The organism is Levilactobacillus senmaizukei DSM 21775 = NBRC 103853, from assembly GCF_001592085.1.
Lineage (GTDB): Bacteria > Bacillota > Bacilli > Lactobacillales > Lactobacillaceae > Levilactobacillus > Levilactobacillus senmaizukei.
Window position 1 is genome coordinate 22,125 of sequence record NZ_BCWD01000011.1, and the last position, 26,848, is coordinate 48,972.

General features: G+C 50.8%; 22 protein-coding genes and 2 pseudogenes. 9 read left to right on the forward strand and 15 right to left on the reverse strand.

Going from position 1 to position 26,848, the window contains the following annotated elements:
* Positions 1–72: 72 nt before the first annotated feature.
* From LSE01S_RS05595 to LSE01S_RS05610, 4 genes are read right to left on the reverse strand one after another with little or no spacing between them, the layout of a single operon-like run.
* On the reverse strand, positions 73–735 hold the full coding sequence (locus tag LSE01S_RS05595; RefSeq protein WP_061776649.1) for an ABC transporter permease: 663 nt from the start codon (positions 733–735) through the stop codon (positions 73–75).
* A gap of 2 nt (positions 736–737) precedes the next feature.
* Positions 738–1,667, reverse strand: coding sequence for an osmoprotectant ABC transporter substrate-binding protein (locus tag LSE01S_RS05600; RefSeq protein ID WP_061776650.1), 930 nt, complete (start codon positions 1,665–1,667; stop codon positions 738–740).
* Between the two features lie 10 nt (positions 1,668–1,677).
* Entirely contained in the window at positions 1,678–2,304 is a 627-nt protein-coding gene (locus tag LSE01S_RS05605; RefSeq protein WP_061776651.1) for an ABC transporter permease, read from the reverse strand.
* Positions 2,301–3,506 (reverse strand): betaine/proline/choline family ABC transporter ATP-binding protein, encoded by a 1,206-nt coding sequence (locus LSE01S_RS05610; protein WP_061776652.1) that lies wholly within the window; start codon positions 3,504–3,506, stop codon positions 2,301–2,303. Before LSE01S_RS05610 ends, LSE01S_RS05605 begins: the two co-directional genes overlap by 4 nt.
* Positions 3,507–3,867: 361 nt before the next feature.
* Here LSE01S_RS05610 and LSE01S_RS05615 point away from each other — a divergent pair, with 361 nt between their 5' ends.
* Positions 3,868–4,332 carry a Rossmann-fold NAD(P)-binding domain-containing protein gene (locus LSE01S_RS05615; protein WP_235808306.1) on the forward strand — a complete coding sequence of 155 codons (465 nt, stop codon included), beginning with the start codon at positions 3,868–3,870 and terminating at the stop codon, positions 4,330–4,332.
* 96 nt (positions 4,333–4,428) lie between these two features.
* On the opposite strand, the gene LSE01S_RS05620 is transcribed toward LSE01S_RS05615, so the two are convergent.
* The 7 genes and pseudogenes from LSE01S_RS05620 to purH form a co-directional block, all read right to left on the reverse strand.
* Positions 4,429–5,658 carry an MFS transporter gene (locus LSE01S_RS05620; protein ID WP_061776654.1) on the reverse strand — a complete coding sequence of 410 codons (1,230 nt, stop codon included), beginning with the start codon at positions 5,656–5,658 and terminating at the stop codon, positions 4,429–4,431.
* A gap of 266 nt (positions 5,659–5,924) precedes the next feature.
* Positions 5,925–6,872 carry a Dyp-type peroxidase gene (locus LSE01S_RS05625; protein WP_061776655.1) on the reverse strand — a complete coding sequence of 316 codons (948 nt, stop codon included), beginning with the start codon at positions 6,870–6,872 and terminating at the stop codon, positions 5,925–5,927.
* Positions 6,873–7,024: 152 nt separating this feature from the next.
* Positions 7,025–8,189: pseudogene (locus tag LSE01S_RS05630) on the reverse strand (MalY/PatB family protein).
* Positions 8,182–9,093 (reverse strand): annotated as a pseudogene (locus tag LSE01S_RS05635) (DUF3737 family protein). Before LSE01S_RS05635 ends, LSE01S_RS05630 begins: the two co-directional pseudogenes overlap by 8 nt.
* Positions 9,094–9,167: 74 nt before the next feature.
* A complete protein-coding gene (locus LSE01S_RS05640) occupies positions 9,168–11,234 on the reverse strand; it encodes a glycosyltransferase-like membrane protein (protein ID WP_061776656.1) in 2,067 nt (688 codons plus the stop codon).
* 12 nt (positions 11,235–11,246) lie between these two features.
* Positions 11,247–12,263 carry a glycosyltransferase family 2 protein gene (locus LSE01S_RS05645; protein ID WP_162257436.1) on the reverse strand — a complete coding sequence of 339 codons (1,017 nt, stop codon included), beginning with the start codon at positions 12,261–12,263 and terminating at the stop codon, positions 11,247–11,249.
* Between the two features lie 333 nt (positions 12,264–12,596).
* Positions 12,597–14,126 carry a bifunctional phosphoribosylaminoimidazolecarboxamide formyltransferase/IMP cyclohydrolase gene (purH, locus tag LSE01S_RS05650; protein ID WP_061776658.1) on the reverse strand — a complete coding sequence of 510 codons (1,530 nt, stop codon included), beginning with the start codon at positions 14,124–14,126 and terminating at the stop codon, positions 12,597–12,599.
* 492 nt (positions 14,127–14,618) lie between these two features.
* On the opposite strand from purH, the gene LSE01S_RS05655 reads away from it, so the two are divergent.
* The 3 genes from LSE01S_RS05655 (at position 14,619) to LSE01S_RS05665 (ending at position 17,971) form a co-directional block, all read left to right on the forward strand.
* Entirely contained in the window at positions 14,619–15,968 is a 1,350-nt protein-coding gene (locus LSE01S_RS05655; protein WP_061776659.1) for a GH25 family lysozyme, read from the forward strand.
* A gap of 21 nt (positions 15,969–15,989) precedes the next feature.
* Complete coding sequence (locus tag LSE01S_RS05660) at positions 15,990–16,634, forward strand: hypothetical protein (protein WP_061776660.1); 645 nt, start codon at positions 15,990–15,992, stop codon at positions 16,632–16,634.
* 152 nt (positions 16,635–16,786) lie between these two features.
* Positions 16,787–17,971, forward strand: coding sequence for an AI-2E family transporter (locus LSE01S_RS05665; RefSeq protein WP_061776661.1), 1,185 nt, complete (start codon positions 16,787–16,789; stop codon positions 17,969–17,971).
* A gap of 77 nt (positions 17,972–18,048) precedes the next feature.
* Here the strand turns inward: LSE01S_RS05665 and LSE01S_RS05670 are convergent, their stop codons facing one another.
* A complete protein-coding gene (locus LSE01S_RS05670) occupies positions 18,049–19,119 on the reverse strand; it encodes a hypothetical protein (protein WP_061776662.1) in 1,071 nt (356 codons plus the stop codon).
* A gap of 385 nt (positions 19,120–19,504) precedes the next feature.
* On the opposite strand from LSE01S_RS05670, the gene pnuC reads away from it, so the two are divergent.
* The 3 genes from pnuC to LSE01S_RS05685 all read left to right on the forward strand — a co-directional run bounded on the left by pnuC (position 19,505) and on the right by LSE01S_RS05685 (position 21,856).
* The gene (gene pnuC, locus LSE01S_RS05675; protein ID WP_061776663.1) at positions 19,505–20,257 is read left to right on the forward strand and encodes a nicotinamide riboside transporter PnuC; all 753 of its coding nucleotides are present in this window, start codon (positions 19,505–19,507) and stop codon (positions 20,255–20,257) included.
* Positions 20,258–20,337: 80 nt separating this feature from the next.
* A complete protein-coding gene (locus LSE01S_RS05680) occupies positions 20,338–21,255 on the forward strand; it encodes a magnesium transporter CorA family protein (protein ID WP_061776664.1) in 918 nt (305 codons plus the stop codon).
* Between the two features lie 184 nt (positions 21,256–21,439).
* Positions 21,440–21,856 carry a hypothetical protein gene (locus tag LSE01S_RS05685; protein WP_061776665.1) on the forward strand — a complete coding sequence of 139 codons (417 nt, stop codon included), beginning with the start codon at positions 21,440–21,442 and terminating at the stop codon, positions 21,854–21,856.
* Between the two features lie 268 nt (positions 21,857–22,124).
* On the opposite strand, the gene LSE01S_RS05690 is transcribed toward LSE01S_RS05685, so the two are convergent.
* From LSE01S_RS05690 to LSE01S_RS05700, 3 genes are all read right to left on the reverse strand, one after another.
* A complete protein-coding gene (locus LSE01S_RS05690; protein WP_061776666.1) occupies positions 22,125–22,373 on the reverse strand; it encodes a hypothetical protein in 249 nt (82 codons plus the stop codon).
* Positions 22,374–22,463: 90 nt separating this feature from the next.
* Positions 22,464–23,837, reverse strand: a complete 1,374-nt coding sequence (locus LSE01S_RS05695) for a sensor histidine kinase (protein ID WP_061776667.1) — start codon at positions 23,835–23,837, stop codon at positions 22,464–22,466.
* Positions 23,827–24,528 (reverse strand): response regulator transcription factor, encoded by a 702-nt coding sequence (locus LSE01S_RS05700; RefSeq protein WP_061776668.1) that lies wholly within the window; start codon positions 24,526–24,528, stop codon positions 23,827–23,829. Before LSE01S_RS05700 ends, LSE01S_RS05695 begins: the two co-directional genes overlap by 11 nt.
* 188 nt (positions 24,529–24,716) lie before the next feature.
* Here LSE01S_RS05700 and LSE01S_RS05705 point away from each other — a divergent pair, with 188 nt between their 5' ends.
* Both LSE01S_RS05705 and LSE01S_RS05710 read left to right on the forward strand, forming a co-directional pair.
* Complete coding sequence (locus tag LSE01S_RS05705; RefSeq protein ID WP_061776669.1) at positions 24,717–25,028, forward strand: hypothetical protein; 312 nt, start codon at positions 24,717–24,719, stop codon at positions 25,026–25,028.
* A 168-nt stretch (positions 25,029–25,196) separates the two neighbouring features.
* The gene (locus LSE01S_RS05710; protein ID WP_061776670.1) at positions 25,197–26,831 is read left to right on the forward strand and encodes a malolactic enzyme; all 1,635 of its coding nucleotides are present in this window, start codon (positions 25,197–25,199) and stop codon (positions 26,829–26,831) included.
* Positions 26,832–26,848 lie beyond the last annotated feature (17 nt).

The following is a 26,848-nucleotide window of genomic DNA, read 5'->3' on the forward strand; positions in this document are numbered from 1 at the left end:
ACGGGATTACGTAAAACCTGTCAAGTCGATCCAAAAAAGGCCGGAGAATTCCGGCCAGCTGAATCGATAGATTTAACGTTCCGAAGAGGTCTTCGGGGTTAACCGTTTTTCGATAAAAGAGAGGACCAAGTCGGTGATGATGGCCATTAATGCGGTGGGTAAGGCCCCCGCCAAGATAATGGCGCCACCATTGGTGGCATTGGTTCCGCGGACGATGATGTCCCCTAAACCACCGGAGCCGATGAAGGATCCAATGACGGTAATCCCGATGCCGATCACTAGGGCGTTGCGAATTCCGGCAATGATGACGGCTAACGAAAGCGGGATCCGAATGGTCTTCATGATTTGTAGCCGGGTCATGCCCATTCCCTTACCGGCATCTAAGACGTCGGGATCGACGCTGATCATGCCGGTATAGGTGTTTTTAATGATGGGAAGCAGGGAGTAGAGAAAGACGGTCACGATGACGGTGGTTTGTCCGAGTCCCAGTCCCAGCATCAAGATGGATAACATTGCTAGCGATGGGATGGTTTGAATCACGTTGGCAATGCCAATGATGACGGGTGAGAGTTTCCGATATTGAGAGATCCAGATGCCCAACGGAATCCCAACGATCGCGCCCAACAAAACCCCGTAGATGGAAACCAGGAATGTTTGGTTGAATTGGCCCAGGACGTACATTCCGTTATGCGAAAAATAGTAGACTAACTGGCTAAATAAATCCATGCCTTTCATGCCTAATTCCTCCCTTCGAAGTAGTTGTGCGCCTTTAGATAATTATTGGCCACGGTTTGTGGTTCCTGGAGTTCGTCGTCAACTTCGTAGTTCAAGTGTTGCATGGTCTTCAAAGAAATCTTCCCAACCAGACGGTTTAAGACCGGTTTGAGTTCGGGGTGTTTCTTTAGAATCGCGTTTGTGGCCACCGGACTGGCGTCGTATGGTGGGAAGAAATCGCGGTCGTCTTTCAGTAGTTTCAAGTGGTAGCTGGCGACCCGACCGTCGGTGGAGTAACCCAGAATGGCGTCCATCTTGTTGGCCGAGAGGGCATCGTAGAGCAGGCCGACTTGCATCGGATAGACCGTGCCGAAGCTATAGCCATAGGTCTTCTGAAAGGCAGGATACCCGTCACCCTGACGGTTCTGCCAAATTTGGTCGATCCCAACCTTCATGTTGGGGGCCAATTTCCGCAAGTCGCTGACCTTGGTTAAGTGGTGTTGCTTAGCGTAGTCGGCCTTCACCATCCAAGCATAGGTGTCGGCAAATCCATAGGACTTGAAGTAGGTCATCTGGTAGCGATCGTTGAACTCGCGGGTCACGATACCCTTAACCTTGCTGGGATCACGTTGGAACTTTTCGTTTAGAACGGTGGTGAGATCGGTTCCGTAGAAGCGGATCGCCGAGATGTCGGCGTCGCCGTTCTTTAGGGCATTGAAGCTCACATTGCCGGAACCTAAGTTGTTGATGATGGTCGAATCAAGGTTGGTGTAATGGTGAATCATACCTTGAATCATGTAAGCCATAATTTGCTGTTCAGTCGTATTTTGTGAGGCAATTCGGACCGTTTGATCGTTCGAGGCATTTAGCCCCGGTAGTCCGCAGCCGGCCAGTGGTAATAGGACGAAGGTTACCAGTAGTCCGGCAAGCCATTGACGTAAATGTTTTCGCATGACGGACCTCCTATCGTAGTTGTCGTGGGGAAACTAGCGCTTCAACCTTGCCCAGTAGGTAGTCGACGATGAGCGCCAACAGGATGACGGGAATCGACCCACCAAGGATCAGATCTGACCGGTAGAGGTTGAGCCCATTGAAGATAAAGTCGCCAAGTCCGCCGGCCCCAATGTAAGAGGCCAGAGTGGCCCAGGCAATAACGTAGGTGGCTGAGAGCCGAATACCGGCCATGATGACGGGTGCGGCCAGGGGAATCTCGGCCTGAGTCATTCGTTGCCACCAAGTCATGCCCATGCCTTCGGCGGCATCCTTCACTGTGGGCGATACGCCCTGCATCCCCAAGTAGGTGTTGCGCAGGATTGGCAACAGAGAGTAAATGAACAGCGCAACGATGGCGGGCGTTGAACCGATCCCAAAGATGGGAATCATCATGGCTAATAACGCCATGGCGGGGATGGTTTGCAGAACCCCGGCCAAGGAAATGATAAAGTTGGCGCCATGCTGCATCCGAGTCAGGAGTACACCTAGAGGAACCGCCACGATGACGCCTAAGAGCAAGGCCGCCGCGGAGATATAAAGGTGCTGGCCTGTTTTACTCAGCAGTTGGGTACCATAGGTTGCAAAGAAGTGCATCATTGTTGCGAGTCACCTCCCTCTTTCGTTGCCGTGGCGTGGATGTCTGCGTTGATTGGCGAGGCCGGCTGGTGGTCGGATTCTGGAGCTCCTTTCAAAGCATCGTAGACGATATCGACCAGCGCCGTCCGGGTAACAATCCCAACTAAACGCTTTTCACTATCGACAACGGGGACGTTCTTCACGCCTTGCTTTAAGATGCGGTCGACCGTGTCGCCAATGAGGGAGTCGGCCTGAACGTAGAAGACTTCACGGTTGGTGAAGCTCTTGATCGGCGTCGTCACGTCGGCGATACGGTTGATGTCGTTTAAGTCAACGAAGCCTTGCAAGACGTTCTGATCATTGACAACCAGCAAGGTATCAACCCGCCGGTCATGCATGCGATCGATCGCATCCTTTAAGGTTTCGTCCGGCCGAATTGAGGCGGGATGATCTAACATGATTTGGCTAACCGTTAAGATATTCGGTTGCGCTCGAATTAGGCGTTCTTCACCGATTAGGTTGGTGACAAATTGATTAGCGGGATGCCGGAGAATATTTTCCGGGGTATCAACTTGAACCTGTTTGCCCCGACTCATAATGACCACGCGAGTCGCTAAGTGTAAAGCCTCATCCATGTCGTGGGTCACGAAGATGAAGGTCTTGCCGAGGTCCTCTTGTAGACGCTTGACTAAGGCTTGGAGAGATTCTCGGGTAATCGGGTCCAAGGCCCCAAACGGCTCGTCCAGCAGGATGATGTCTTGGTCGGCCGCGAGCGCGCGCACGACGCCGATTCGTTGCTGTTGTCCACCGGAGAGTTCGCCGGGATACCGTTGCAACATGTCGTCCGGCAGTTGGGCTAACTCAATCATCTTGTGGGCCTGGGTGTTCCGTTTTTCCTTGGACCAGCCCAACAGCTTGGGGACGATCTCAATATTTTCTTGGATGGTCATGTGGGGCATTAACCCAATATTTTGAATGACATAGCCGATGGAGCGCCGGAGCTTGACGGGGTCCATCTTGGAAATATCCTCGCCATCAATCTTAATGGTGCCGGAAGTTTGGTCCAGCATGCGATTAATCATCCGCATGGTCGTGGTCTTGCCGGACCCAGAGGTACCGATGAAGGCGATAAATTCACCGCGATCGACCTGAAGATTGAAGTCATCAACGGCGACTTTGCCGTTAGGATATTCTTTTCGTAAGTGTTCCATTGAGAGCAGCATGCAAGTACCTCCTATTTTTGCGGCGGGTAAAAACCGCTGGAATAAAAATAACGATCGGCGTGTCGGGAGCACACGCGTAGACGAGAGCAACCTGGACCGATCGTATTAACTGACTGATTTTAAAGCATTATACCTGAAATAGTGACATGGATCAAAAGAAAACCCTTATAAAGATGGAAAGGGTTTTCTTATTAACGGGCGACACTTCGTGAGATCAACTTAACATATCTGCTAAAATTTTTAAACCGAAGTCCTTCAAAATCCGAAAACTTTTTTCAAAAAAGGGGTTGCCTTCTAGTTACTGTAACCCACTATAATCATTTTTATGATCAAGCGAAAGGAAGTTATGATCTTGAAAAGAGTGCTCATCATCGGGGCTCTAGATACCGCCGCACAACGGTATGTAGATGACCTCAGTCATAATCAACAGTTTCAATTGACGGTCTACACCCCTAGTAGAGTCCGTCTGGCCGAATCGATTCAAGCCCTTACCGAGGAAGTCTTGGACGAAGGCGGGTTAACGGCTGCCATGTTAGATCAAGACGTTGTCGTGGCGCTAGTGCCAACTATTCGGTTAACCGCAATGGTCAAAACGTTGGTCACGGCGGCTAATGCGACGGGAACGCGGTCATTGATGATTAGTCGAACCGATGACATTGATGACTTGCCCGGAGAAATTCGGATGGCACGGCAGCAGTTGGCACAGGCCCAATTGCACTATGATTTCATTACTGGTTTGGGCGGTATTGGCACACTCTTGGGTAGCACACCGGTTCCCAGTGAAGTCATTCCCTTCGATCCCCTTACCGGTCAACAAGCAGGATAGAAGTGACTGCGGCGCGAGTCGTGGACAACCTAAACAGGGACTATGACAGCCGTCATAGTCCCTGTTTTAATTGTCCTAATTTGGTGAAACGGATGGTTAAGCTGGTCGCAACTTGGTATGCCGTAGTTCAGGCACCAGCCACCAGATCATGGCCAGGTTAATCAGCATCAACATGGCCGTTGAGATGAAGACCGCGTTGTAGTTGAAGATCCCGGCAATCCAGCCCCCTAAGAGGGACCCCATCATGTTACCGATGGCTTGGAACGATTGATTCCAACTGAAGACGGTGGAGGTCAACTCGATCGGTGAATTTTTGGTCAAGAGCGTTTGAATTTCTGGGAATAAGGCCCCATCGGAAATCCCGATCATGAAGCGAAGAATCCCCAGCATCCAGACACTGTGGACGAAGCCTTGCGGCAGATACATGACCGTGGCGAAAATATAGCCAAAGATTAGCACCTTCCCGGATCCGTGTTTATCACCGTAACGTCCTAAGCGTGGCGAGGCGAAGATGTTGGAGATCCCGGGTAACGCCGCAATAATTCCGGCGACCACGGTAATGGGACCGACGTTATGCATCAGTTCCTTAACGTAGAGACTGATGATGGGTGAAATGGAAATATTCCCGAATTGCACAATTAAGGTGGAGGTTAACAGTACCAGAATTAATTTAGGCTTGGGAAACGCCGCCAATGGATTCAGGCTCTTCTCGGAAGCCGGCTTGGCTGGAACCGGTTTGAACTTTTCTTGAACGAAGATCCAACTGAGCACGAAGGTTAATAATAGTAGGAAGGCGGTGATAAAGAAAGTTAGCCGAATGGAGAATAGTTGGGCTAAGATCCCGCCAATCACTGGGCCCAGTAGCATCCCACTGGTGACGCCGGTCATCAGGGTACTCAGGGCAGCGCCACTGTGCTTTCGGGGGGTCTGGGAAGCCACAAGGGCCTGCGCGTTAGAAATATAGCCCGCAAAGACGCCTTGTAAGGCCCGTAACGCCACCAATTGCCAAACAGTCGTGGCAAAACCCATCAGACCCATGGCGATGGCCGTCCCAAAGGAGGCCCGCAACAGCATGAGTTTGCGTCCCTTTTTGTCGGCAATCATCCCCCAGAGCGGGGCGGAGATGGCACTGACAAAGAAATCGGCTGCGTAGACCAGCCCGGCATACATGGTGACTTGCGACTTGCTGTAATCACCTAAACTACCAATATATAACGACAGGAACGGCATGATTTCACTAAACGCCATCCCTGCGACGAACGTACAAAACCAGAGAACTCGTAAATTACGACGCCAAGGGCCGCGTTCTCTTTCAGCCTCGTCCAAAGTGGTTCAACTCCTTAAATTATGAATTGATTCGTGGAACTACCCATTGATAGTGTCCACTAATCGTCATTTAATCGATATAATACCCCCCTTAAGATACCCTCTTAATTTGGAACCGTCAACGTTGTACGAGATGATGTATGCGCTCGCAATGTTTTAAATAAAGGGATAACAACGCCTTTTGACAAATTATCTCAAATACAAATAATTCAGTAAGACGATGATTTTAGGGGGCGGGCATGACGCACTTTGAGGCAGCCAAGCGACTAGTCAATGAGCTCGCCAGCGGCAATGCGTTCTAGTAACGACCGGGAGGGGATGAAAAAGACACAACCAGTCACGGGCGTACTGAAGTCTAGCAGGCGGTCACTCTTAGTGAACATGTTCGTGAGCATTCGCAGGGTCACTGCCAAGTGACGGGCATAACCGATGAAGTAGGTCCCCCGGATGTTATCGGCCTCATTGATGTAGGGGACGTTCATTCGGACAATCTTGTGTTCAATGTCATCGTGATTATCTTGGGAGGCAACGTTGTGAGCGTTTGCCAGCTTTTGGTCGTCGGTTAATTCCAGGTCATTGAACTTGTGGCGGCCAATAGCGGCTTCCTGATCGTCCGTGGCGAGGCCGTCCCAAGCGTCCAGGTTGTGGACGTATTTTTGGGCAAACGCGTAAGATCCATTAATGAACTCGGGATCTTCGTCGCCAATCAGGGCGTAGGGTGTCGCGTCATTGGCCGCTGGATTTTCGGTGCCGTCCACGAAGCCGATGATCGCCCGGCCTTCAAAGTAGCGAAAACCCGGAGTGGCATCGATCACGGTGGTCCAGTCACGCAGAAAACGGTTGGCTTGGTCGATTAACTCGTAAACGACGGCCATCTCGTTAGCTCGAATGTGGAGAAAGAGATCGCCGGCCGTGGCCGGTGCACTATATTTAGGCCCGGTAACGCCGGTAAAGTCGGCCAATTCCTTCGGGCGGTTGGCATGGGGGAAGAGCAGTCGCCAGGCCGTGGCACCAATTCCGAAGGCTACCTTGAGGTCGGCATTGGGATATCGGACGGCCATGCTACGTTCGATGGCAGCTAGTCGATCGGCAAACTCCGCGAGGGCATCGCGGTCCCGTTCGAGATGTTCTCGGTCGATCAGGTAGGTTAGAAAGAAAATGTTTTCGCCGGCGTCGCGGTAGACGTCTTGGGCATCAGCTGAATTAATTGGCATGGATGAAGACCTCCCCATAAATTTGGTAATAATTATGTCCAAAGTATAGCATTGCCAGCGAGTCACGGCGTCTTCTGGCCCTCGGTTACCGCAAGCTAAGCGTAAATAAAAACAGACCCCTGTTAGTTCACCTAACAAGTGTCTGCTATTAATTATTCTTGATAGTTGTTAATCCCCGTTGCCAGTCGGTTCAGGCCGTCTTGAAGGCGCTCTGGCGGGCAGGCAACGTTGATCCGCAGATAGTGACCACCATCGCCGCCATATTCGGCACCGTCCGACAGGAATAAACCGGTTGTGTCACGAATGGCTTGGCAAAGTTTGACGGAGTCATGGCTGATTTCCGCGCAGTCGAGCCAGACCAGATAGGTTGCGTGGCCGGTAATGACGTGAATTTGGGGAATGTTTTTCGCCACAAATTTAGTCAGTGTCTGCTTGTTGGCTGTGATCGTGGTATTGAGTTCATGGACCCAGTCGGCCCCCTGTGTGTACGCCGCGATCGTTCCAGGGATGGCGAATGCATTGGGTTCGGCCAGTTCATCCGTATTGATACCGCGGTCCACGATGTTACGTAATCGTTCATTGGGGATGATCAACGTGGCGGCGTGTAGGGCGGCCACGTTAAACGTCTTGCTGGGGGGAGACCGCGGTCACACTAAGGTTGGCAGCCGTGTCACTAGCGGCAGCGAATGGCGTGTAACCGTGACCGGAGTCCGTGATATCTCCGTGAATTTCATCGGCGAAAACGGTGACGTGATTGCTTTCGGCTAGTTCGGCAATTCGGCGTAATTCAGCTGGTTGCCAGACCTTGCCCACGGGATTATGGGGATTGCATAGGATCATCATAGTGGTCAGGGGTTCGGCCATCTTAGTAGCCAAATCGTCCCAGTCGATTTCATACACGCCTTCGTTATTTTTTAGATCGCTTGAGAGAATATGCCGACCATTATTGATGATTGAATTGTAGAAAATATTATACACGGGTGCCTGGATCAGAACGTTGTCCCCAACGTTTGAAAGTCGACGTACGGCCGAGGAAATAGCGGGAACAACCCCCGTCACGAACCGCATCCAACAAGGCTGTGGTTTCCAGTTGTGTTCGTTGGTATACCACTGTTGAACTGCGGCAAAGTACTCGTCGGGGACTTCTTCGTAGCCAAAGATTCCGGTGTCTGCCTTTTGCTTGATGGCTTCGACAATGGCCGGGGCGGTTCGGAAATCCATGTCAGCCACCCACATGGGCAGCTCGTCGGCGCCAACATCCCACTTAACGGAATTGGTGTTGCGCCGATCAATCATTTCTGAAAAGTTATTAGTCATTTGGGTTAGCCTCCTGGTTACCGATGGTGATCGTTGTTTGGCTGGGATCAATCTTGGGGTCATCGAAGATTGTTTCGCCGATCGCCAGTGCCGTAATCTTCCCACTGATGGGGTTTTTGACGCTGGTGATTTCGGTCGTGATCGAGGCATCGATGTCGGAGCAGTATTCGAAGGCCAGGTTGGTATTTACCAGTGCACAATTTGTCATCGTTAGGTGATCAACGTAACATAACCCTTGTTCGCTTTCAATCCAACAGTTAACGAAGGTGATGTTCTTGGTGTTCCAGGCCAGATATTCGCCAATGATGGTGGAATCATAGATCGTGACGTTGTCACAGTTCTAGAAGGCGTCGTGGGTGATGAAGGTGGAGTTATGCACCTCAATGTTCTTACTGCCATCGAAGGCGTAGTTCCCGTTGATGGTCAAATTGTTGGCCACGACATTTTCGTTGTTCATGCCAAAATAATCGCCAGTGGCGGTCACATTGTCCAGTTGGACGTTTTGACACCACCAGAGAGTTTCGCCGGCATTGGAAAAGGTCACGTCATTTAAGTGAAGATCGCTGGCGTGCCGGAAGGTCTTGGTGGCTCGTACCCGAGTGTGTGTCATCGTTAACCCCTGGGTATACCAAATGCCGGCGTGGGCCTCTGGTTGCCAGGTCGTGTGGTTGAGGGTCGCGTGGTTGGTGTACCACAGGGGATACTTCCACTTGAAAATGGTATGGTCAATGGCTAGGTTTTGGCCGTGTTTCAACGGTGATTCGCCATCTTCGAAGATACTGTTGGTAATATGCAGGTCGTGAGCCTGAAAGAGGGCCCGCTCACCGGTTAATTTTGCCTGATTAATAAGTTTTTTAGTCAAAAAAATAACTTCCTTTGTCGGTTGATTTGGGGTACTGGTCATAAGCGTGAGTAACGCTTCATGATCTAGTGTAGTACCCTCGAGTAACCTTAAGGCAAGTTATTTGATTGATTATTTTAAATTTGACGCCGATACCAGTAAAACCGATCGATAATTAACAGCCCACCCAACCATAGGGCGCCGAACAGGAGCCAGAACTTTCCGTGCGACAGGACCGGCGCAATACTACGTTGTTGAACGAAGAAACGTAGGTACTGGTGAGGATGCTGACGGATACCCTGGGGTAACAATGGATAGTTAGCTGGCGCAGAGATGAGCCGGAAACTTTCAGTCCCGGTGTTCTGGACCGATAGGGTATAACGGCCGGCTGGTTGCAAAGGAATGGTTCCTAACAGATCGATCTCTTGGTCATGGGTCTGCCAGATGGTCTTGCCCTTGGCGTTGGTGAGGGTGATCCTTCCGGCGACCGATTCCCCATTGTTAATGATAAATTGGTCAAAGGGCAGGGTGGCCGTGAAGGGTTGAGAGACCTTTTGGTGGGGCAGTAACCGGTAATGGTGATTTTGATAGTAGCGCCCTTCGCCCTGGCTAATAACACTGACCGGTTCGCTGTTGGAGTGGGTGATCAGCCCGGTATTTTGCCAGGCGGCCAGTCCTAAGACTAGGGTAAAGGTGACGCCCATGCCCAGCGGTAACCAGCGCAGTTGGTCGGACTTCTGGAATAGGTTGAGTGGCTGGCGATAACCGGCCGCAGTGCCGGCTATTAAGAGTGGCAGGATTGGCAGGGCGTACCGTTCCTCCGTTTCCCAAAAGATGATGTGGAAGGCCGCTAGTCCTAAGACAAAGAGGCCGGCCATTAGGAAACTAGCGCTAATTCGTCGCCGTCGGAGCTGTTGAAGTCCCCAGCCGAGGTTGACCAGTAACAGTGCTAGGTAATTCATTTGGCACCAGTTAGCGAGAAACCAGTCGGTTGTTGCACGATGCTGCCGGTACCAGTTAGGCGCTCGATCGAACTCTGGTGAGATCTGAAACGCGTCGAATGTTCCGGTCGCGAAGAAGAGTTGGGCCTTCTTGAAAAGGTGTCCGATAATGCCGACGGGGCCCAACTGATGGAGACGGTTGATTAAATTCTGTTTAGCGACCGCTTTCTTAGCCGCGGGGGTCGGTTGCTTGATAATTTGAGTGGCATCGGCCCGATTGTATTGGCCATACAGGTCAGGATTCCAACTCATGGCAATCCAGCTCACTGGTGGCAGGACGGCGCCGTTAGTGTGGTAACCCTGTTGGCGCTGGACGGAATGCATCAGGCTGGTCCCCGTTGCCAGCGATGCCAACAAGATTAAGATGGCGATGCTGCGGGTAATATTAGGCTGCGGGGCCCGGTTCTTTAGCAACAGGAGGGCCAAAAGTACGGCGATAATCAACACGATAAAGTTAGCCTTTAACAGGTAGGCACTTGTCACGATCAGGCCAAGAATAATACTCCACCCAGTGATTTGTGGCCAGGTGATTGTGTCTTGCAATCGTCGGAAAGCGACGAGACTTAAGAGTACCAATGGTAAAACATAGGTGTCGGTGTAGGTGTTCAAGGCATATGCGTACAACGGGACCGTCCCCAAGACGATGACTAAGAAGAGGTTCGCTCGAACGATGCTTAGTCGCTTAAGCTGGCGCCAGCTGGCCCAAAGACTGAGGTCAAGCCAAGCAAATTGAACCAGATTGAGCCAGAGACCGGTATGTTCACCCAGGACCGTTCGTCCCAAGCTCAAGAGGCCACTCAGTAGAATCGTGAGGTTCACATTGTTGGGATAGGTTTGAAAGTACGGCGCCCACTGATGACTCCCGTCTAATAGTGCCAGCGCCTGTTGATGAACGAAGTAGAGATCAGCCCGTGGCGCGGCGATCCAGTGAATGGCGACAAAGACTTGAATGACTAGTAACAGGAGCCAGAGGCCCCGGCCGATCCAGTGGTTACGGCGATCACTGGTATGGTGCAGGGCTCTGAAAGTCAAACCGAGGCCCCCGAGATAAACTCCCGCGCCGATTAGAATAACTAAGGGCGATAGCCAGTCGTGATCCACGCGAAAAGTCACCGGCAGCGCAAACGCTAAACCGGTGGCAACGAACAACATAAGACTGATTAGGCCACCGAGCGTGGCGAAAAGATGTTGACGGATTCGCATGTCGAGACTCCCTTATTTAGTGACGGAGGGCCGTTCGAAGTGTAATGTCACCGCGGCCGGTTGGGTTGTTGAGAATTTAGGTGAATAGGTATCCGTTTGAATGATGAAGCGTGGCCGGTGTTTAACTTCGGTAAAGGTTCGGCCAACGTATTCACCAATGATACTGATGGCGATGAGTTGAAATCCCCCGAGAAACCAGAGGGAGGCCATGATGGAACTCCAGCCGGTAACGACGGTTCCTTGAAGGTGGGTCCAAAGAATCCAGATCAGCATTGCTAAGGCCCCACCGCAAATGATTAGGCCAGAGTAAAGGACGGCCCGGATGGGGGCAATGGTAAATGATAACAAGCCATCTAAGGCGAAGCGGATCATTTTTCGCAGGGGATACTTGGATACCCCGGCTTGCCGTGGTTGACGCTTGTAATAGACCTTCGTCGAGGGGAAACCAAGTTGTGGGATGATCCCCCGAATGAAGGGCTTGGACTCGCGACAGGCTAGTAAGGCGCCCACAACGCGACGAGTTAGTAGCCGAAAGTCAGAGTGGTTAGGAACTAGGTCGACCCCGAGTTTACGCATGAACCAATAGAAGCCTTCAGCTGTGCTACGCTTGAACCAGGTGTCGGTGGAGCGGTCATTACGGACCCCGTAGACGATGTCATTACCGGCCTTGGCCTTAGCAACCATCGTTGGAATTAGCGTGGGGTCATCTTGCAGGTCGGCATCGATACTGATGGTGAGGTCCGAGTACGGATGAGCAGTTTGTAGGCCGGCAATTAGGGCGGCCTCTTGGCCAAAGTTACGGCTGAAACGAACACCAGAAAACATGGCATTGGTTTGTTCCAACTGAATAATTTGTGCCCAGGTTTGGTCGTGACTGCCATCGTCCACGAAGAGTATCCGACTGTCAGTTGTCACTTCATGGTCATCCATCAACCGTTGCAGAATTTTCCCCAAAATCGCTGCGCTGGTGGGTAAGACGGGTTCCTCGTTGTAACAGGGAACGACTACGGTTAATCGTGGAATTGTTATTTGTGTCATAATGATCCTCTCCCCCAAAATTAACTGAATTGAGTCTGTTTATTAATTAATAATAGACGTAATTCAAAGTTAGTGGTCAGGGTTGACCTAATGTTTACCTATTTTTAAGGGGGATTAACTTTGATGTATTTTGGCAAAACGGGTCTGGGACAAAACCCCCAGACCCGTTTTTGCGTACCAGTCGATATGGTCGAAACGTGCGACCAAAGGCAGCCGATTCCGCTTAAAACTGCTACCCAAACAATCCAAAACCAGGATTATTCGGTTATCAGCCTTAATGCTCGCCGGCCAATTGCCTTTTGTCCCACTCTCTTTTGTCGCGATCTAGTGCCGGAAGTGCCGGTTGCCGGTGAAGATAAGGGCAACGCCGTATGCATTGGCCATGGCGATGGAATCATTGTCACGAATGCTACCACCAGGTTCGGCAATGACCTTGATGCCATGCTGTGCAGCGTATTCGACACAGTCATCCATTGGGAAGAAGGCGTCGGAAATCAGTACCGCTTGGTTAAAGTCCGGCTGAGTTTCGGCCTTACCCACGGCAATTTTGACGGCATCAATGCGGTTCATCTGACCGGGCCCAATCCCTAGAGTCTGTGTGGCCGAATTGACCACAATCGCATTGCTCTTAACGAACTTGATGGCTTTTAAGCCGAAGGTTACGGCCCGAAGTTGTTCGTCTGTTGGTTGGGCATGACTAACGACTTTAAAATTGGCGGGATCGTCGACGACCGTATCGGGTTCCTGTCGGAGCAAGCCACCTCGGACGCTCAACACTTCGTCAGCTTCCGGTGCCTGTGACGACGTAAAGTCTACCGTGAGCAATCGAAGATTTTTCTTCTTCGCCAGTACATCGTAGGCGTCGTTGTCAAAGCTGGGAGCGATGATAATTTCTAAGAAGAGATGGTGCATTTTGGTTGCGGTGGCTAGGTCAACGGGCCGGTTGAGGACGATGATCCCACCGAAGATGGACATGGAGTCAGCGGCGTAGCATTTGTCCCAAGCGGTTGTCAGGTCGGCAGCCGTTCCAATGCCGCAGGGGTTCATGTGCTTTAGGGCAACGACGGTGGGTTCTTCGTATTCTCGAATCAGGCCCAGACCTGCATCAGCGTCTTTGATGTTGTTGTAGGATAAGGGCTTTCCGTGCAGTTGTTTGGCGGCTGCAATTGAGAAAGGTACCGGTTGATCGGCCTGATAGAAGGTCGCGGTCTGTTGTGGGTTTTCACCGTAGCGCAAGGCTTGTTTTCGTTGATAGGTGAGGGTCAATGTTTCGGGCTTGGCTTCATCGGTTAAGTAGTTGGCAATAATCGCATCGTAATGTGCCGTGTGATGAAAGACCTTGGCTGCCAAGTGTTTCCGGAATAGCAAGTCGTCAGTATGTTCAATCAGCGACTGACTAACTTGGTCATAGTCGGCGGGATCGCAGACCACCAGGACATCTTGATAGTTCTTTGCCGCGGCCCGAATTAAGGAGGGCCCGCCAATGTCGATCTGTTCCGTTGCCGTTGTTAGGGTCACATCGGCCTGGGCAATGGTTTTGGCAAAGGGATAGAGGTTCACGCAGACCAGATCGATGGGGGCAATCACGTGTTCCTGTAATGTTTGCAGGTGGTCCGGATTGTTCCGGCGGGCGAGAATTCCACCAAAAACGCGTGGATTCAGCGTCTTCACCCGACCATCTAACATTTCTGGGAAGTGCGTGACTTCTTCGATTGGGATGGCCGAAATGCCGGCCGCGGCTAAGGCGGCGAGGGTTCCACCGGTCGAGACAATTTCAAAATCCTGAGAGACCAGGGTTTGGGCAAATTCAACGAGACCGACTTTATCAGAAACACTTAACAGAGCACGACGCATGGTGGACCTCCTATTGATTTAGAATGTTTAGGCCCATCATACGCGATTGTTTCTGAACGATCAACGGGAACAAAATATAATTATTCGCATATTGGCGGTTTCAAGTGCGGACAGACGGCTCATCAACTCAATTGATGATAAATAACTTTATATTAAGGCGGCCGGGGTCCCTTTTAACATTGCTCCAGGTGTGGTTCGGTGTAAGACGAGTGAGATGGCGAAAACTAGGTCGACTGCCGATTGAATTCTTAATGATTTGCCAACCTGATAGTTGGCGGTATCGTTGATTTAACAGGCTTTCTGTAATAAATATAATTGTAAGACGCGGTAATTAAACTGCAATTGATCTGTCACGAATTGCACACGAAAAAAGGTTACAGTGAAACTGGTTTAGGAAATGAGGAGGTGAATAAAGGGGAGCTTTCGTGTTGGGGAGAGTCCACACGGCTAGGAGTAGGGCACACCAAATTTAAGTAGGGAAGTGCCAAGATTATGTCGAATACACACCTTTGGGCCAAGCGATTAACCCAAGCAGTTGTTGCTGCTAGTGCACTGCTGGGGATTGCGTGGAGCGGCCAAGCCGTTGCCCACGCGGGCACCTTGGCCATTCCGGATATCTCCGAATGGCAAGGTAAATTAACCGCTAACCAAGTTTCTAATTTAAAAAGTCAGGTTTCATTTGTGATTAACCGGCGGCAGTATGGATCGTCGTACAAGGACCTCTACGCCACCAACAACACCGCCCTTTACGTGAAGTACGGAATTCCGTTTGGGGAATACGACTATGCTCGGTTCACGAGTGTGGCTAGCGCCAAGACCGAGGCCAAGGATTTTTACAATCGGTCGAATAAGAGCGCCAAATTCTATGTGTTGGATTTTGAAGAAAACGATGTGAGTTCAGGGACCACCAATGCCGCGGTGAAGGCTTGGTACAATGAAATGCGGTCGTTGACCAATAAGAATCTCGTTTTCTACTCTTACCAGTCATTTGCGACATCGTATGCCAATACGGCCCGGCAAAAATTTGATGCACAGTGGATTGCTAATTATTCCACGACGCCAACGATCTCATACGCTCTGTGGCAGTACACGGATCACAACTACTTATCGGCCTTAAGTGAATATACCGATAACAGTCGGGCAGTCACCACCGTTCATCCGATCAATTGGTGGACAGATGGGATGACGACGGCGTTAACACCGGTTACTTATGCCTACAGCAAGTACAATGCGGGTCAACACGTCTATTTACATAAGGGCGCATCGAAGTATCAGGATGGGACTGCCATTGCCAGTTCCGATCGACAAAAGTTCTACAAAATTTCGAAGGTGAAGCGTCTGACACAGTCAAAGTCTAAGCAAGCCTTGTACATTGGGGCTCTTGGTAAATGGGTCTTATCTCAGGATGCCACGGGATTCTGGGTTGGACAACATGGGTCATTTAATCTGATCCATAAATTGAATATTTATTCTGACGCGAGTCTAAGTAAGAAGACGGGGAGCTATTATGTCTCGGGTGACAAGGTGGCCGGTAAGGTCGTGAAGGCGCCAAGTGGCAAGTCATATCGGATTAAGACCAATCTCGGCTATATCTCCGCCAATACCCGGTTCTCCAATCATGCTTACTACGAGTCGGTCGCTGCTTCCAAGACGTTGACGACTAAGAAGAAGTTATATGAGTACCAGAAGTCTTCATTTGCCAAGTCTAGCCGATCTAAGGCGGTTACTAAAGGAACGAAGCTGAAGGTGACGGCGATGAAGAAACGGTCGACGGGGTCGCGTTACTTTGTCTTAAGCAATGGCAAATACGTGACGGCTTTGCGGAGCTACGTTAAGGAATAATAGAAGAGAGGCTGAGTAAATATGCAACGAAAGACAAAGATTATTACCGGGGTTACCGCCGCGTTGGCCATCGTGACGCTGGGGTCGGGGACGGCCCGGCAGATGCATGCCGCTAATAACGTCAGCGCGGTGAGCCAGACAACCGCACCGCATACGGTCAACGTTGATCACACTAAGCTGGTGGCAAATTCAACGAGCGGGACCAAGCAAAATTACACCGTTAAATACACGGCTAAAGGTTCCGCGGACAGTTCGGCAACTTTTCAGAAGAAAACCTATGGATCAGCCACGTTGGCGGCCGATCAGGTGGATTACGTGGGTAGTGCCGACGGCCCCACGGTGAAACTGAATCACGGAAGTAGAGCTGTCGTTCAGGGAACCATGGGGCATACCTATGTCCATTGGACCAAGGGGGATTGGTCGGTGACCGCCGTGACCAACAATGCCGATGTGACCGGAACGCCAACTCAATTCGCTAAACGGGTCAATACCCAAATTTCGCAGCGTAATTTGCCTAAAAAGGCAGACACCGGGGCCATTACGGTTTACAGTCAGGATGAAAAGAATGAGACCAATTCCGTGAGTTGGCACCGGGGCAAACAGCTTTACCAAGTCAGTGGAACCGTGGCTGATGCCACGGTCAAGGTTGCTCAAAGCGCTAATTAGTTCAACCGGTTGATGAAGCAGTCGTGAGTCCACGACTGCTTTTCTGGTTAGGTGGGCCAACCGTAGTGGATACCGCGTGACTTTTTTCGATCTGGACTGGTCAGAAGCGACCGTTAGCCGTACACTTAAAGTACTGAACGGAGGGGGTTGCCGTGAACAAACAGGGCCAGTCCGAATCGGGATTCTCCTGGTTTTATCGACGCTTTTTAAACAATCATATAACGATTCTTTTATTAAATATCTTCCTGCTATTATTGGTCATTCATGAACTGCTTCAAAATGCTCAGTTGCTAACGCCAATCTGGCGCTTTATCAGTATCACCACGCCATCCCTGGTGGTGGCCGGAATCCTGTTCTACGTGTTAGATCCGTTCGTCCACTTCATGGAACGGCGACTGCACCTAAACCAGGGGACGGCGATCGCAGTTGCCATGGTGCTGACGGTCGCCTTGATTGCCTTGGTCTTTGTCCTGTTAATTCCTTTTTTGGCGCGGCAAATGGCTGGGGTCATTGCGTCCTTACCGCAATTCTCGAATGACTTGTTGCGGCACTTCAATCGGCTGAATCGGGAACATCACTGGTTGTCGAGTGAGACGCTGGCTGAGATTAATAATCGCGTCACGTCGTACTTTTCGAAACGAGGCTTTAACATTTTGACGGGAACGCTGACCTCATTAGGTAGCATGGTCACCACGGTTACGGATTGGGTCATCACCCTAATCACGGCGCCGCTGGTCCTGTTCTTCATGTTGAAGGACGGCACGCGCTTTCCCCATTACGTTAGTCAGATTATCCCGACGCGGTATCGTGGACGATTTGTGACGATGCTAGCGCAGATGAATCAGAAGGTCAGCTCGTATGTGCGGGGACAACTGACCGTGGCTTTCTGTGTGATGGCGATCTTCACCGTGGGCTATACGATTATCGGTTTGCGGTATGCCTTACTGATTGGCTTGCTAGCGGGGCCATTGAACCTGATCCCATACTTTGGATCGGCCATTGCCCTGGTGCCGGCGTTGATTATTGGCTTTTTGACCAGTCCGTCGATGCTGATTGGGGTCATCGTGGTTTACCTCATCGAATGGGTCCTGGAGACCCAGGTCTTATCACCACTGATCATGGGGAACAGTTTGGAAATGCACCCCATTACCATTGTCTTCGTGTTGTTGGCCGGGGGTAAGATGTTTGGGTTGATCGGTGTGGTCTTCGGGGTTCCTGGTTTTGCCATCCTGAAGGTTTTCGTCGCCACCGCCTTTCACCTGTACCAGGAATACTCAGCTTTGTATCCCGATATTTTGCCGGACGAGGAAGACCTGGATGATTGGCGTCAAAACTAACATATAACGAAAGCAAGAGGCCTGCTCAACTAAATTTGTTGAGCAGGCCTCTTTGTCAGTTAATCACTTAAAAGCTGTTAGTCTTGGTTGCGACGACGGCGAGCGCCGAAGAACCAGGCGAAGACGGCTGCGGCAACGACAACCAATCCACCTAGGAGGTAGAGTTGGTGCTTGTCATTTTCCTTGTTGGCAGCAGATTCCTTGTTGTTTGACGCGGAAGCCTGTTTCGTCGTTTGACCAGTGGTCGAATTAGAATTATCTGACTTGGATTGCTTGTCGGTGGTCTTTTTATCCTTAGAAGTCGTCTTGTCGGGTTTCTTCGAGACGGCATTCTTGGTTGCGGCGTGGGCCACGGTTTCTCCCGTGACTTGATTAAGAACGTGGGAGACGGCTGGAACGACCGCCGTTAAGGCACCTTGCGCTTGGTTGCCGGCAAAGGCCAACACGGACGTTCCATTATGACTACCGGAACGAGAGGTGGTCAAGGTTGCTCGATGACCGGTTCCAGTTGAAGTGCCGTTAGCCTTGGTGACAGTCTTTCCGGATTGTTTGGAACCCTTAGCAGTCTTCGTGCTCTTCTTGGTCGATGGCTTGGTGGCCTTTTTAACGACCTTGGCTGGCTTTTTACCAGTATCGGTGGCTGGTTCGCCAGCGGTGTGCGTCGTTGAAGTGTCCGTCGTTGCGGGTTGCGTTGGGGTTGTCGTGGTTGTGCCAGTTTGGCCACCATTATTGTGGTTATTGTTGGCGGCGGCAATCAACGCGTCGAGAACGGTCTGCCGAACCGTGGCCAGCTTGCTGTCGGCCTGATCCTTATCGGTCTTAGCTTGACTAAGCAAGCCTTCGTCTGTCGCTAATAGTGCTTTGGCAGTGGTAAGGGCCTTGTCGGCATCGGAACTGGCATCTTGTGCTGATGTAAGATTTATTTTAGCAGTCTCGACGGCAGCATCGGCACTACTTGCAGCGCTTGAAGCGTCATTGAACTTAGTTTGGGCATCACTCGCCGCGGTCTTGGCAGCGTCGGCGGTGGACTTAGCCGCGGTAGCCTTGTCATTCAGTGCTTTTTGATTATCGCTGGCGGATTGCGCGGCGGTTGCAGCTATGGTGCTAGCGGTTGCGGCATTGGAGGCGGCAGTTTGAGCTGCGGCCAATTGACTCAGATGTTGGCGGCTATTACGACCAAAGACGACGCGGATACAGTAGAGAAGTAAAAGGATTTATAGTCCGAGCGAGGATTGACGAGAAGTCGTCGATCCTTTTTTTGTGGACAAAAGTCGCCACACATTTAACCATGTGGACAAATTGCTTTAGCTAGTAAAAGCTGTTTCACAGGACGTCCAGCTTGCGTGAAAGCGATTAATCAATGCGGATTTTTCATGAAACAAATCTAAACTTCGCCGTCAATTCGAATAAATTTCATGCTATAATCAATCCTGTTGTTCAAAAACGACACCACAATATATTGTGCTCATAGCCTAATCTCGCCGGCAAGAAACACTAGATATGGCAACTAAATTTATAAGGGAGCACAAGCATATGACGCATTATTTTCAATTTTTATCACATCAATTAACCGGATGGCCGCAACAGAATTATTACTTATTCTTCTTTAGCTTGGGTTGTCAGGTCATGACCCTGGTTAGTTCACCAATCACTTGGCTGACGATCTTAACCTTTATCGGGACGACGTTAGGGGTGCTCTGTGTTTTGGCGATTAACGCCGCCAAGTCGGTCAATGGTTTCCTAGGAGTTGTCTCGGCCTTTTGCTTCATCGTGACCGGCTATGCCGCCAAAAATTATCTGAGTATTTTTGAACAGGTGGCTTACGTGGCGACGTTAGATATTCCGGTACTTCTGAGTGCTAGTTGGAACGTCAATATGGCCGCTAAGATTCGGCGGTTTACTGGGAAGTCATGGGCCGTGGCTTTGGTGTCAACGGTCGTGGTTTACTTGATTGCCGGTTGGGGGATTGGCACGTTTACCGATGATCCCCGGCCTTGGGTCGATGCAATTAGCTTCGCCATCAGCTTGTCCGCGGGCGTGATTTGCTTCCTACGCTTCAACAACCAATACGTTTGGTGGATCGCATCGGGGCTGGCACAAATGGTCCTGTGGTTTATTTCCTTCCGGCAAGGTTCAGCCACGCTGGCCATGTTCATCAATAGCTCGATTTACCTATTGAACGACGTCTTGGCCTTCACGATTTCTCCCTGGTACAACCAGAAGGAGCGGCAACGGGTGATGAAGCAAGAAGCAGCGTACGCGGCCAGCCTGGAACAGGCGAACTAACCGGTTCCTGGTATTTAGAAGGCAAAATTTTAGCGGTCGTGGTACACTTAAACCAATGTTTTTTAGAGGAGTGAGCGGCCGTGATTGTCGAAAGAAAAATCGGAACGAGTGACCAAAACCTGGTCTGGGTGATGGCAATGATGGAGGACGATAGTGACCGTGAAGCCCTGCAGGTTAAGTATGGTCTCACGGATGAAATCATTACCTATGTGACCGACGTTAACGAACGGTCGCACTATGATCGCGATGAATATTTGAATACTCAACTGATCGTCTTTCACGTGCCAGTCGTGGTTGATCAGATCTCGCAGCGTTACATCACGCGGCCCGTCACGTTCCTGTTGAAGGGTAATCAGATCTTCACGATTACCACCAAGCGGACGCAGTGGGTTAATCAGATACTGACGGAGCGATTGAAATTGGAGACGATTGCCGATACCAATGAGTTCATGTTGATTGGACTCTTTATCCTGTTTGACCAATTTATCCCACCAATTCGTAAGATTAATGCGGAGCAGAATCGACTGGATAAGCAATTGAATCAGTCGCCAGATAATAAGGATTTAATCGCGCTATCTAACCTACAGCAGAGCCTGGCCTACTTCGTCAGTGCGACGCGGAACAACGCCATGCTGGTGTCCAACTTGGGGAGTACGCCATTTGGTAAACAACTCTCTGACCGGAATAAGGAACACCTAGCGGATGCGGTTATTGAAGCCCGACAAACCTCTGAAATGACGGCCATCGAGGCAGATGTCGTCGACCGGATCTCGCGGACCTTCAACAACGTTTTGAATAATAACTTAAACGACACCATGAAATTCTTGACGATTTGGTCGTTAGTTTTAACGATTCCAACGATTGTCACCGGATTTTATGGGATGAATGTCAAGTTACCTTTTGCCAACCAAGGACTCTCCTGGGTCATCACCGTGCTCATTATGGTAGGAATTATGATTTGGGTGGCCATTGCGTTACGGCATCGTCACTTCTGGTAAGGGGACCCCTAAGCTCACAGCCACTCGGTTGTGAGCTTTTTGAGTAGACGGTAATCAGGTTCTGATCGTGTTGGTAGCGCTACTATCCTAACTATGAGATGTAGCGTTATTTTTATTTGGGGTTAAACATGGTAGAATTCAGCTCCAAATAAGGCGATAGGCCGTTGAAAGCGAGGCGATTCGCATGAAATTTGACTGGCGGTATGCATTTCATTCTTTTTGGCTTCTGATGGCGGCAACGGTACTCCTTAGCTCCGTTGCGATTACCGAACATCATGCGCTCCGAGTGGCACTCAGCATCGTGCTCGCTTTCGGCGTGATCGATCTGTTATGGACCTGGGAATATCCTTACTTTAGTCGTTTTAGCCGGCAAGGGTCCTCGGCACTCATTAACTTGGCATTGTTCATCATGGTAGCCTTTGTGGCGGTAAAGGTTGGCCGTGGCTGGAGTCCCAAGGAATGGGGGCTCCTCAGCTTTAGTCTAGCTAGCATTGCCGGCACCATTGATGGCTATCTGGCGCGACCAACTAAGATTCAACTGATGCAAACCCGGCAACAACTACGCAAGAAGGCCGAAATTTTACGAAACTCATTACGATGAGGGCTGATCACGGTGATCCAACGGCCGTGAAGTCGAGACTTATTAGGAAGCCAGGGAACTGATCTCGGGCTTCTTTTTTTGTGCGATACAGAGAGTTATCAGACCTGTGGTCTCAGGGGCTAGGTAGCGATGCGGAATCGGTAAGTTGCCATCGTAGACCGCTTGGGGTTGGGATCGGTTGCCCCACAGGCGGCGGTCCGCCGCACAATTCTTCAAATAAAAACCGGTACCGCGGCGCAAGGCCAGCGGTACCGGATTAATAATCGAGTTAGACGGCTGAGTAGGTCCAGTCATAGGAGAGTAGTTGGTGGAACTTTTCTCCAATCGGGATCCACAGCTTGGCCTTAGCAATGTTTGTAATGGATTCCCAGAATAGGGGGTCATGTCGTTCCTGGTCGCTCAGGTTAATGTTGACGTAACTCCCGGCTTCCGTTTTGGCGATTACGTAGGGATAGAACACCTTGGTAATTTGGGCGGGAGTGATACTTTTAATTTGCGGGTTGTCATCAATCAGCATACGAACGCTTCCTTTCAATTTATGAACCCAGTATACCGAGGAACGGTCGCATGCGTCCTTGATTTCCGTTAAGGATTTCCTGAGAATTTCTTATTTTTCCGTAGCGTCGTCAATGACTCGATTGAGAGTCAAGGTGAACTGGCACCCTTGCGGATCGTTGCTGGTCACCGTCACTTGACCGTGGTTCAGGTGGGCCAGTTGTGAAACGATGGCTAGCCCGAGGCCACTCCCTTCAATTTGATTAGACCGTGAGGCGTCGACCCGATAGAAGCGATCGAAGATGTGCGCGCGATCCGCCCTGGGTATCCCTTCACCTAGGTCGGCAACCGTGAGTGTCACCGTTTGTGGATTCATGTGAACACTGACGGTGATGGGCGCTGTTTCGGGTGAATACTTGTGGGCATTATCCAATAAGGCGGTTAGGATTTGATGGATCATATCTTGATTGCCCTGGACCATGGCGATTGAATCTGGGGCCACAAAGGTGATGGGTTGTTTGACCAGGGGCTGATAGTGTTCAACGACGCCTTGGGCCAAGAGCCCAAGGTCTAGGGGTTCCAGCGTGACTTCGGCGCGATCGGCACGTGATAGATGAAGCAGATTCTCAATCAGATGCTGCATCCGCAGGGACTCCTGGTCGATAAAGCCTAGCGACTCGGGGATGATCTCGGGATGTTGGTCGCCCCGGCGTTCGATCAACTTGATATTGCCACGGATCGTAGCGATGGGTGTTCGTAGCTCATGGGAAGCGTCGGCAATAAATTGACGTTCTCGTTGCAAACGACCGTTTTGGGCTGCTAAAAGTTGGTTGAAGTCCTTGGCCAATTGGGAGATTTCGACCGGCTCCGTGGGTTCGGGTAATTCCGCTTGGGTGTTTTCGGGATTAGCCGCCGCCTGTTGAGCCGCTTGGGCCAATTGAAGGGTGGGGTCGCTTAGTCGCCGCGCGAGTTGGCGAACGAAGAATAAGCCAATCAAGAGACTCAGGCCAATTGCAATAATGAGAACGGACACGAGAACGTGGAGATTTCCGACCAGCACCTTCATCCCAATGAAGAGGAAGTAGGTTCGTGATCCGGTATGAATCGTTTCGGAAAAATAGAGACCCCAATGCTTGATATAGACCAGGTGGGTAAATGGCACGGACCAGGTGTTAGCGGCGGTGAATTTGCCCGCGTGGGGTAACAGAGAGGTGATGGTGCCATCGCTATTCTTAATCATGGCAAAGGTATTATGTGAATTTAGGCCACTGCTCTGGTTAACCGTCAGCCATTCCTTGAAGTTACTGACCTGGGTCGTTTCTAGACTGGCACTTAGGCGTTGCGCCTGATCCTGTGCCCGAAGGATTTGATCGACCGTCAGCGTGATCGTGACGGTTAAAACAATGATGAGACCAATCGCGACCAGGAGACTGGTGAACGATTGGCGAATAATGGTCGCATAGGATCGTGGGACTTTAGTGTTCATCCGCATCAGCTTCCTTTAGGCTATAGCCGACCCCCCGAATGGTGTGGAAGAGGTGGGGGGCATCGTCAGTGTCAATTTTATTTCGTAAATAACCAATGTAGACGTCGACCACGTTCTGTTGGCCTAAGAAGTCGACGCCCCAGACATTATCAAGCAACTCATCGCGGGTAAAGACTTGTCCGGGATGTTGCATTAAGAATAGTAGAAGATCGTATTCTCGTTGGGTGAGTTGTAGGCGCTGTTCGCCGCGTGTCACCTGCCGTGTTTTAGTAATGAGGGTGAGGTCGCCAATGCGGTAGCTTTGGTCTAATCCACTCTGATGAGCGGTCCGGCGCTGGATGACCCGGATACGAGCAAGCAACTCCTCAATTTCAAAGGGCTTCGTGATGTAGTCGTCAGCCCCGTTATCGAGACCGGTGACTTTGTCGCCCAAATAGTCTCTGGCGGTCATCATGATGACGGGCAGGTCAGCGTGTTTACGAATTCGCCGGAGAACCTCCATGCCGTCCATCTTTGGTAACATCCAGTCTAAAAGAACTAATAGGAGGTCATCTTGATTGGCCTGATAGGTTTCCCAGGCGGCTTCACCATCGGCAGCGGTGAGAACGTTGAAGTCTTCAAAGGTTAATTCTTTGGCAACGTAACTCGCCAGACCAGTCTCATCTTCAACTAGCAATATGGTATTTTTCATCGTTAATTATGACTCCTTATTTATGCGTGACGAGGTTTATAGGCATCATACCATACCACTTCCAATCGAAACTAAGAAATTCACAGACAATGTTTATTTTAGTTTCAAGATGGTTAAGGGTGGGGATGGTATAACTAGACTATCGAAAGCGGCTAGCTGAAACCGACAATTATTGAGGAGTGATTAAAATGTTGAAAATTAAAAAGATGATGAGCAAATTGGTCTTAGGCGCCATGACAGTGACAACGTTGTTGGCAACCTCGGCGGGGGCCTCTGCGGCCACGAAAACCACGGTGACGGCAACGCCCGTCAATCCGGCCGTGACCGCAGTCGTTAACCTAAAGACCCGGCCAGCGGGTGACTTTCAACTCACGAAGATTCACTTGAAACGAGTGACCAGCAAAGAAATTTCTAGCCAGGTCCAAACCAACATTGATGCCAGCGCGTTAAGCCTGGACCGGAAGCACCAGGCTAGCCAACTTACCAGTCAACTGAAGTAATCTGCTTCAGGACAACCAGCTAGAATAGAAGCTAACTAACCAGCAGCGGCGGGACCGTTGCTGATTTTTTAGTTGGCCGACTTTTTAATGAGTTATCACCGATCATTGGGCTATACTGGATGAGTAGTGTGACCAGAAATAGCCAAGTCTTGGCGAAAGGAGTTTGTTATGAAAGTAGGAATCGACCGTTTGAACGACCCCTTCTTAAATAAGGGGACGGCATTCACCACCGCCGAACGTGAACAATTTGAATTGACGGGATTGTTGCCACCGCGAGTTCAGACGCTGACACAGCAGATTCATCGGATGTATGACCAGGTAGAACGGCAGAGTGACGACCTAGCCAAACGCCAATTTCTCATGCATTTGTTCAACACCAATCGCGTTTTGTTTTTTGCCCTATTTGCGGACCACGTGGCGGAGTTTATGCCGATCGTCTATGATCCCACGATTGCCGAATCCATCGAGCACTATAGCGATTTGTACCTGAATCCACAGAACGCAGCTTTTCTGTCGATTGACGATGATCCGCAAACCTTTCGGTCGACCCTGGAACGGGCAGCCGATGGTCGTGAGATTAAGTTGGTCGTGGTAACCGATGCCGAGGGAATCCTGGGTATCGGTGATTGGGGGACCAATGGGGTCGATATTGCCATTGGCAAGCTGATGGTTTATACGGCCGCGGCCGGGATTGATCCACGACAGGTGCTACCCGTTATGCTGGATGCTGGGACCAATAATGCCACCTTGTTGAAGGATGCCCATTACCTGGGTAATCAGCACGCTCGAGTTGACGGGGAGCGCTATGCCAAATTCGTAGATGACTTTGTGATGGCGGCAACGGCAGCCTTTCCAGACCTGTACTTGCACTGGGAAGACTTCGGCCGCGGACATGCGGCCAAGATCCTCCGGCGGTACCAGGGCCGATTGGCCACCTTTAATGATGACATCCAGGGAACTGGAATTATTTCCTTGGCGGCGATTCTTGGGGCGTTAAATATCTCTGGTCAGAAACTGACCGATCAGACCTACCTGACCTTTGGTGCCGGGAGTGCTGGGGCGGGGATTGCCCACCAGATTTTTACGGCCATGGTCACGGCGGGGTTGACGCCTGCTGAGGCCCGGCGGCACTTCTATATGGTCGATAAGCAAGGCTTACTGTTCGACGATATGTCGGACCTGACTCCAGAGCAGCGTCCATTTGCCCGTAAAAGGTCTGAATTCACTAATGCTGCCGACCTAACCTCTCTGGCGGCCGTGGTGGCAGCGATTCATCCGACGATCTTGGTTGGGACGTCAACCCAACCGGGAACCTTTACGGAAGCAATCGTGCGCGACATGGCCGCCAATACCCCGCGGCCGATTATTTTGCCGTTATCGAATCCCACCAAGCTGGCGGAAGCCACGGCGGCCGATCTGCTTAAATGGACGGCTGGTCGGGCCTTGGTTGCGACAGGGGTCCCGTCAGCACCAGTTAGGGTGAATGGTGTGACCTACCAGATTGGTCAGGCTAACAACGCGTTGGTCTATCCGGGATTAGGGTTAGGTGTTCTCGCTGTGGCTGCTAATCAGCTAGATGAATCGATGATTTCCGCGGCGGCCCACTCCCTAGGGGGCTTGGTGGATGTGCACCAGGCCGGGGCGGCAGTATTGCCGTCCGTTGATCAGTTAAGTCACTTCAGTCGGACTGTCGCAACGGCGGTGGCGCAAAGTGCTTTGGATCGAGGGTTAGCAACCAAGCGGGTGACGGATGCCCAAACGGCGGTTCGTGCTGCTCAGTGGCAACCCGTGTATGATCATTAGTCAATAAAAAAACTCTG

Bases quoted from the DNA above. Each gene is read 5' to 3' on its own strand.
- LSE01S_RS05610 (WP_061776652.1), bottom strand. From the start codon at position 3,506: ATGCTGCTCTCAATGGAACACTTACGAAAAGAATATCCTAACGGCAAA.
- LSE01S_RS05685 (WP_061776665.1), top strand. From the start codon at position 21,440: ATGAAATTTGACTGGCGGTATGCATTTCATTCTTTTTGGCTTCTGATG.
- pnuC (WP_061776663.1), top strand. From the start codon at position 19,505: ATGACGCATTATTTTCAATTTTTATCACATCAATTAACCGGATGGCCG.
- LSE01S_RS05655 (WP_061776659.1), top strand. From the start codon at position 14,619: ATGTCGAATACACACCTTTGGGCCAAGCGATTAACCCAAGCAGTTGTT.
- LSE01S_RS05690 (WP_061776666.1), bottom strand. From the start codon at position 22,373: ATGCTGATTGATGACAACCCGCAAATTAAAAGTATCACTCCCGCCCAA.
- LSE01S_RS05640 (WP_061776656.1), bottom strand. From the start codon at position 11,234: ATGCGAATCCGTCAACATCTTTTCGCCACGCTCGGTGGCCTAATCAGT.
- LSE01S_RS05600 (WP_061776650.1), bottom strand. From the start codon at position 1,667: ATGCGAAAACATTTACGTCAATGGCTTGCCGGACTACTGGTAACCTTC.
- LSE01S_RS05625 (WP_061776655.1), bottom strand. From the start codon at position 6,872: ATGCCAATTAATTCAGCTGATGCCCAAGACGTCTACCGCGACGCCGGC.
- LSE01S_RS05705 (WP_061776669.1), top strand. From the start codon at position 24,717: ATGTTGAAAATTAAAAAGATGATGAGCAAATTGGTCTTAGGCGCCATG.
- purH (WP_061776658.1), bottom strand. From the start codon at position 14,126: ATGCGTCGTGCTCTGTTAAGTGTTTCTGATAAAGTCGGTCTCGTTGAA.
- LSE01S_RS05660 (WP_061776660.1), top strand. From the start codon at position 15,990: ATGCAACGAAAGACAAAGATTATTACCGGGGTTACCGCCGCGTTGGCC.
- LSE01S_RS05595 (WP_061776649.1), bottom strand. From the start codon at position 735: ATGAAAGGCATGGATTTATTTAGCCAGTTAGTCTACTATTTTTCGCAT.
- LSE01S_RS05710 (WP_061776670.1), top strand. From the start codon at position 25,197: ATGAAAGTAGGAATCGACCGTTTGAACGACCCCTTCTTAAATAAGGGG.
- LSE01S_RS05605 (WP_061776651.1), bottom strand. From the start codon at position 2,304: ATGATGCACTTCTTTGCAACCTATGGTACCCAACTGCTGAGTAAAACA.
- LSE01S_RS05695 (WP_061776667.1), bottom strand. From the start codon at position 23,837: ATGAACACTAAAGTCCCACGATCCTATGCGACCATTATTCGCCAATCG.
- LSE01S_RS05700 (WP_061776668.1), bottom strand. From the start codon at position 24,528: ATGAAAAATACCATATTGCTAGTTGAAGATGAGACTGGTCTGGCGAGT.